This window comes from Guyparkeria sp. (genome assembly GCF_046545975.1).
Classification (GTDB): domain Bacteria; phylum Pseudomonadota; class Gammaproteobacteria; order Halothiobacillales; family Halothiobacillaceae; genus Guyparkeria.
Window position 1 is genome coordinate 1 of the sequence record NZ_JBKGYT010000111.1, and the last position, 4661, is coordinate 4661.

Genomic DNA, 4661 nt, shown 5'->3' on the forward strand with positions numbered 1-4661 from the left:
GAAAGGCGTCGTCCGGCGTCTGGTCCAGCAGTCTTTCCAGGCGCTCCAGGTCCAGCTCGGTCATGATGATGCGTGGCTGTTCCATGGCTGCGCGGTTCCTCCTTCGCAAGCTGACTCGGGCCGGGATATCCGCGGCCGGTGCCGGGCGCTGCCAGACCGCGGCACGTTGTTGCCGGGGGGCTGGTGTCAGGTTTTCTCGGCGTCCCGAAAAAAAGCCCCGTCGCGTCACGACGGGGCTCCGGGTTTTGTCGCCGCCCGGGCCGGGCGGCGGGGATCCGCTCTACTTGCCTGCGCGCGGAGCCATCACCATGGTGGCCTGACGGCCTTCCATGCGCGGCTTCTGCTCCACGGTCGCCAGTTCGTTCAGATCCTCGGCGATCCGCGCCAGCAGTTCGGCGCCAAGGTCCCGGTGGGCCATCTCTCGACCGCGGAAACGCAGGGTGACCTTGACCTTGTCGCCGGCCTGCAGGAAGCGAGTCGCGTTACGCAGCTTGACCTGGTAGTCGTGATCTTCCGTCCCGGGACGGAACTTCACTTCCTTGATCTCGATCTGCTTCTGCTTCTTGCGCGCCTCGGCCGCCTTCTTGCTCTGCTGATACTTGAACTTGCCGAAGTCCATGATCTTGCAGACCGGCGGCTTGGCTGTGGGCGAGACCTCGACGAGATCCATGCCGGCTGCGGCAGCGCGATCCTTTGCCTCATCCGTGTCGACGACGCCTACCTGCTCGCCGTTCTCGTCGACCAGTCGGACTTCCCGAACGTTGATTTGATCATTGATCCTGGGGTCGTCGCTTTTGCCTGGACCCTTTCCGCGTTGTTGAGCGATGTTCGTACCCTCCAGTCAGGTTTGAACGGAATAGTACCCCAAGGGGTGGCCCCCGGGGGAATGTTTGCGAAAAATTAGCACAGAACCGCCGCCGGTGGCCAACGGTGGCCTGCCACCCGTTCTCAGCGGTGCTCGGCGATCTCGCCCTTCAGTCGCTCGATCAGCTCGTCGACCTTGATTGAGCCGAGGTCCTCGCCGGAGCGGGTGCGTACCGAAACGCTGTCGGCGTCGATCTCGCGGTCGCCGGCGACCAGCAGGTAGGGCACGCGCTCGAGGGTGTGCTCGCGGATCTTGAAGCCCACCTTCTCGTTGCGGAGATCCGCTTCAGCCCGCAGCCCGGCGGCCTTGAGGCGCTCGGCGACCTGACCGACGTAGTCGGCGTGGCGGTCGGTGATGCCCATGGTGACGGCCTGGACCGGGGCGAGCCACGTCGGCATCTGGCCGGCATGGTGCTCGATCAGGATGCCGATGAAGCGCTCCATCGAGCCGACGATGGCGCGGTGGAGCATGACCGGGTGCTTGCGCTCGCTGTGCTCGTCGACGTAGGTCGCGCCCAGGCGCTCGGGCATCATGAAATCGACCTGGATGGTGCCCAGTTGCCAGGTCCGGCCGATGGCATCCGAGAGGTGGTACTCGATCTTCGGCCCGTAGAAGGCGCCTTCGCCCGGCAGCTCCTCCCACTCGACGTTCGCCGCACGCAGTGCGCTGCGCAGGGCCTCTTCCGCCTCGTCCCAGACCTCGTCGCTGCCCATGCGCTTGTCCGGGCGGGTGGCGATCTTCACCTGCACGTCGGTGAAGCCGAAGGTCTCGTAGACCTCCAGCGCCTGGCCGTGGAAGGCGCGGACCTCGGGCTCGATCTGCTTCTCGGTGCAGAAGATGTGGCCGTCGTCCTGGGTAAAGCCGCGCACGCGCAGGATGCCGTGCAGCGCGCCGGACGGCTCGTTGCGGTGGCAGGAGCCGAACTCGCCGTAGCGGATCGGCAGGTCGCGGTAGCTGTGCAGGCCGTGGTTGAACACCTGGACGTGGCCCGGGCAGTTCATCGGCTTGACCGCGTAGGTGCGCTTCTCCGACTCGGTGAAGAACATGTTCTCCTGGTAGTTGTCCCAGTGGCCGGACTTCTTCCACAGGGAGACATCCAGGATCTGCGGGCACTTGATCTCCGCGTAGCCCGAGCGCTTGTACACGTCGCGCATGTAGGACTCGATCACCTGCCAGATCGCCCAGCCGCGCGGGTGCCAGAACACGAGGCCCGGCGCCTCTTCCTGGAAGTGGAACAGGTCGAGCTGCTTGCCGAGGCGGCGGTGGTCGCGCTTCTCGGCCTCCTCGCGCTGCTTGAGGTAGCGCTTCAATTCCTTCTCGCTGGCGAACGCGGTGCCGTAGACGCGGGTGAGCATCTCGTTGTCCGAGTCGCCGCGCCAGTAGGCCCCGGCCACCTTGAGGAGCTTGAAGGCCTTGAGCTTGTTGGTGTGCGGCACGTGCGGGCCGCGGCAGAGATCGGTGAAGTCGCCCTGGGTGTAGAGCGTGAGCTGCTCCTCGCCGGGGATGTCCTTGATGATCTCGACCTTGTAGTCCTCGCCCAGGTCCTTGAAGAAGCGCACGGCGTCGTCGCGCTCGATCACGCGGCGCTCGAGCTCGTCGCCCTCGGCGGCCAGCTCGCGCATGCGGGTCTCGATCTTCTCCAGGTCCTCGTCGTTGAAGGGCCGGTCGAAGGCGAAGTCGTAGTAGAAACCCTGGTCGATGACCGGGCCGATGGTGACCTGCGCCTCGGGGTAGAGCTGCTTGACCGCCTGCGCCATCAGGTGCGCGGTGGAGTGGCGGATGATCTCGACGCCCTCCTGGTCCTTCGCCGTGACGATGGCGATCTCGGCGTCGTTCTCGACGGTGCGGGAAAGATCCACGAGCTTGCCGTCGATCTTGCCGGCAACGGCCGCCTTGGCCAGGCCCGGGCCGATGTCGGACGCGATCTCGGCGAGCGAGACCGGGTGATCGTAAGAACGCTGACTGCCGTCGGGTAGCGTGATGGTCGGCATGTGCCCTCCTGAGAAGCACTTGGGATGCCAGTGGCGGCCCCTACCAAAGACCGCGTTTGCATCCGTGTGGGTCGAAGGGTGCGGACAGCGATGGACCGTCGAGACGCACCCGGCTAACGGAATTCGAGGGCGGGAATGATACCAGAGGCGGGCCTCCGCCGGGGAGGGCGGTGGAGCGGTTGCGCCCCGGTGTCGCCGCGACTCAGCCGGCCAGTCCGAGCAGCAGGGAGGCGATCGCGACGGAGCCGAGCGTCAGCCGGAGTCGGTAGAACCAGTTGCGGATCCAGCCCCGATGCCGGGCGTCCCGATCCAGCAGGAACATCAGCGCGAAGCCGGCAGCCAGCATGACTGCGGCCGCGGCTGGCGGCATCAGCAGCGCCGGCCACGCCCATAACGACGGCAGCACGCTCAGCCAGATCTCGCGGCCCGACTGACGCTCCAGCGCCACGCCCCAGTAGATACCGCCGAGAAAGCTCAGGATCAGCGCGGCATAGGCGTGCTGAACGGCGATCGCCGTCTCGGCATGGACCGGTTCGACCCAGACGACCAGCAGCGGGACGAGGAAGGGAATCAGCCCGGCGTAGCCGGCCAGGCGCGCATGAAAGGCCGAGGTCTGTTCACGGGAACGGGCCATGACAACTCCCTGCTACGTACGGTCGAGACGACAGCTAGCCTAGACCGCGCAGACAGGGATTGCCGTCCGAGGGGGCGTTGCGTCCTCGGCAGGCATTCGCCAGGCACCGAACACGAAAAAGCCCGGCGAGCGTGATGCTGCCGGGCTTTTGGTGTTGGTAGGCGCGATTGGATTCGAACCAACGACCCCCACCATGTCAAGGTGGTGCTCTAACCAACTGAGCTACGCGCCTGTCGTCGAACGGATGCGCATTCTACCGGGTCCGGGTCCGCTGTCAACACTCAATTTTAACCTCATTAAAACAGTATCTTACGGCGACCGGTTTTGCGAGTGCTCCATCGGCCTGCAGCTGTTGGCAACTCATCCAATCCGGTCCACGTTGGAGCCCGAAATGCCCCTGGGCCCAAATTGGGCCCATATTGGGCCCATGTTGAGACAGTCCCTCACTCATGCCGTCGGTCTCAACGAGCACCACACACATCTGGGCTCAGGGCTTCCCGCCCACCTGGCCTTTCTCAAATTCATCGAGATACCGGTCAATCGCCTCTCGAACGATATCCGCCCTAGGCGGTATTTCTCCTTCGATCTTCAAGAGCTCGGATCGGCAATTGTCGATCCGCCGCAGGGTCTCGTCGTCCAGGCGGATATTTACCTGTTTCTGGTGGGTGCGTCCGGTTTTCATCTGAGTCACTTCTCTCTCATGTGAGGGCGTGGTCGTGAGCGTGACAAAGCTCCAACAAAGGAGCGTTGAGTCTAGCGGGAAATTAATTAGCGGGATATCGAGAGCCATGTACGTTGGATCTAGTCGCATAGCGGCTATCCACTCACACATGAGGTGAATGCAATGACGTACATGACCTCCGAGCAACTCGCCGAGAAGCTCAACTACACCACGCGCTACGTGCGCAACATCCTCACGCACGAAGTGCTGGTCGAAGGGCGGCATTACATCCGCCCCTTCGGTCGGCGCCGGATTCTGTATCTCTGGGAAAACATCGAGGCCGACATGTTCGAGGACGCTGTCCCGAACATCCCGATGGCCAACGGGGAGAAGTGCCATGGGTAAGATTCGAGTCCGCGAAGAGACCAATCGTCTTTACTTTGATTTCCGTTACAAAGGCGTCCGCTGTCGGGAGTACACGGCTCTGACGGATACCCCGGCGAACCGCAA

Annotated in this window: 6 protein-coding genes, 1 tRNA gene and 1 pseudogene; 2 read left to right on the plus strand and 6 right to left on the minus strand. The window is 63.9% G+C overall.

Annotated elements, in window-relative coordinates:
- From ACLFMY_RS08450 to ACLFMY_RS08475, 6 genes and pseudogenes are all read right to left on the minus strand, one after another.
- Window positions 1–85: pseudogene (locus tag ACLFMY_RS08450) on the minus strand (nucleoside diphosphate kinase regulator); the annotation flags it as partial.
- A 195-nt stretch (window positions 86–280) separates the two neighbouring features.
- Window positions 281–826 carry a translation initiation factor IF-3 gene (infC, locus tag ACLFMY_RS08455; RefSeq protein WP_410764226.1) on the minus strand — a complete coding sequence of 182 codons (546 nt, stop codon included), beginning with the start codon at window positions 824–826 and terminating at the stop codon, window positions 281–283.
- A gap of 122 nt (window positions 827–948) precedes the next feature.
- Window positions 949–2856: a threonine--tRNA ligase gene (gene thrS / locus ACLFMY_RS08460; protein ID WP_410764222.1), complete on the minus strand. Its 1908-nt coding sequence runs from the start codon at window positions 2854–2856 to the stop codon at window positions 949–951.
- 202 nt (window positions 2857–3058) lie between these two features.
- Window positions 3059–3490, minus strand: coding sequence for a DUF3429 domain-containing protein (locus tag ACLFMY_RS08465; RefSeq protein WP_410764223.1), 432 nt, complete (start codon window positions 3488–3490; stop codon window positions 3059–3061).
- A gap of 155 nt (window positions 3491–3645) precedes the next feature.
- Window positions 3646–3722 (minus strand) — tRNA-Val (locus tag ACLFMY_RS08470).
- A gap of 255 nt (window positions 3723–3977) precedes the next feature.
- A complete protein-coding gene (locus ACLFMY_RS08475; protein ID WP_410764224.1) occupies window positions 3978–4172 on the minus strand; it encodes a ribbon-helix-helix protein, CopG family in 195 nt (64 codons plus the stop codon).
- Between the two features lie 162 nt (window positions 4173–4334).
- On the opposite strand from ACLFMY_RS08475, the gene ACLFMY_RS08480 reads away from it, so the two are divergent.
- On the plus strand, window positions 4335–4556 hold the full coding sequence (locus ACLFMY_RS08480; protein ID WP_410764225.1) for a hypothetical protein: 222 nt from the start codon (window positions 4335–4337) through the stop codon (window positions 4554–4556).
- A partial coding sequence (locus ACLFMY_RS08485; protein ID WP_410764227.1) for an Arm DNA-binding domain-containing protein occupies window positions 4549–4661 on the plus strand: 113 nt, incomplete at its 3' end. The genes ACLFMY_RS08480 and ACLFMY_RS08485, both read left to right, overlap by 8 nt.